Genomic DNA, 917 nt, shown 5'->3' on the forward strand with positions numbered 1-917 from the left:
CTTCCGGCTGGCGGTCAGCCGGCTGCAGCGGGCGCGGCTGGCGACCCTGGTGCAGTTCGGCGGCGTGGCCCTGGCGCTCTTTCTCGGCACCCTGCTGTGGGTGGTGCGCGGCGAACTGGTGGACGGTTTTCTGGCCCGGCTGCCGCCGGATACCCCCAACCGCTTCCTGATCAATATCGCCACCGAGGAGCGGGAGCCCATCCGGGCGCGGCTGTACCAGGCCGGGCTGGATACTTCCCTGTTCTACCCCATAGTGCGCGGCCGTCTGACCGAGATCAACGGTGTCCCGGCGGCGCCGGATGTGGACAGCGAGCGGGGTGGCGGGCTGGGACGGGAGCTCAACCTGACCTTTGGCGAGCAGTTGCCCGAGGGCAACCGCCTCCTGCGCGGCCAGTGGTCGGCCGCCCCCGGCGGGGTGTCGGTGGAGTCGGGCCTGGCCGAACGGTTGGCGCTGTCGATTGGCGACCGGCTGACCCTGGATCTGGCCGGCCAGCAGGTGTCGGCCGAGGTACGCAACATCCGCCAGGTGGACTGGGACAGCATGAAGCCCAACTTTTATCTTATCTTCAGCCCCGACGTGCTGGCGGATTATCCGGCCACCTGGCTGGCGAGTTTTTACCTGCCGCCGGAACAGCGGGCCCTGGAGGTGGAGCTGATCCGTGCCTTCCCCACCATCACGGTGTTCGATGTGGAGGCCCTGCTCGATCAACTGCGCCAGGTGCTGGCCCAGGTCAGCCAGGCCTTGCTGGTGATCATGGCGCTGGTGACCGGCGCCAGCCTGCTGGTGCTGCTGGCCCAGGTGGAGACCACCCTGGAAAGCCGCCGGCGGGAGCTGGTGCTGCTGCGCACCCTGGGCGCCGGCGAGCGGCTGATCACGGCCTCGCTGCGCTGGGAATGGCTGGCGGCGGCGCTGGCGG

Annotated in this window: 1 protein-coding gene; it reads left to right on the forward strand. The window is 69.6% G+C overall.

Features of this window, described 5'->3' with window-relative positions; all coding sequences use genetic code 11:
* On the forward strand, window positions 1-917 hold a 917-nt coding region (locus CGX12_RS19320; protein WP_368073563.1), incomplete at both ends, for an ABC transporter permease.

Source organism: Zobellella denitrificans (assembly GCF_002237365.1).
GTDB classification, from domain to species: Bacteria; Pseudomonadota; Gammaproteobacteria; order Enterobacterales; family Aeromonadaceae; genus Oceanimonas; species Oceanimonas denitrificans.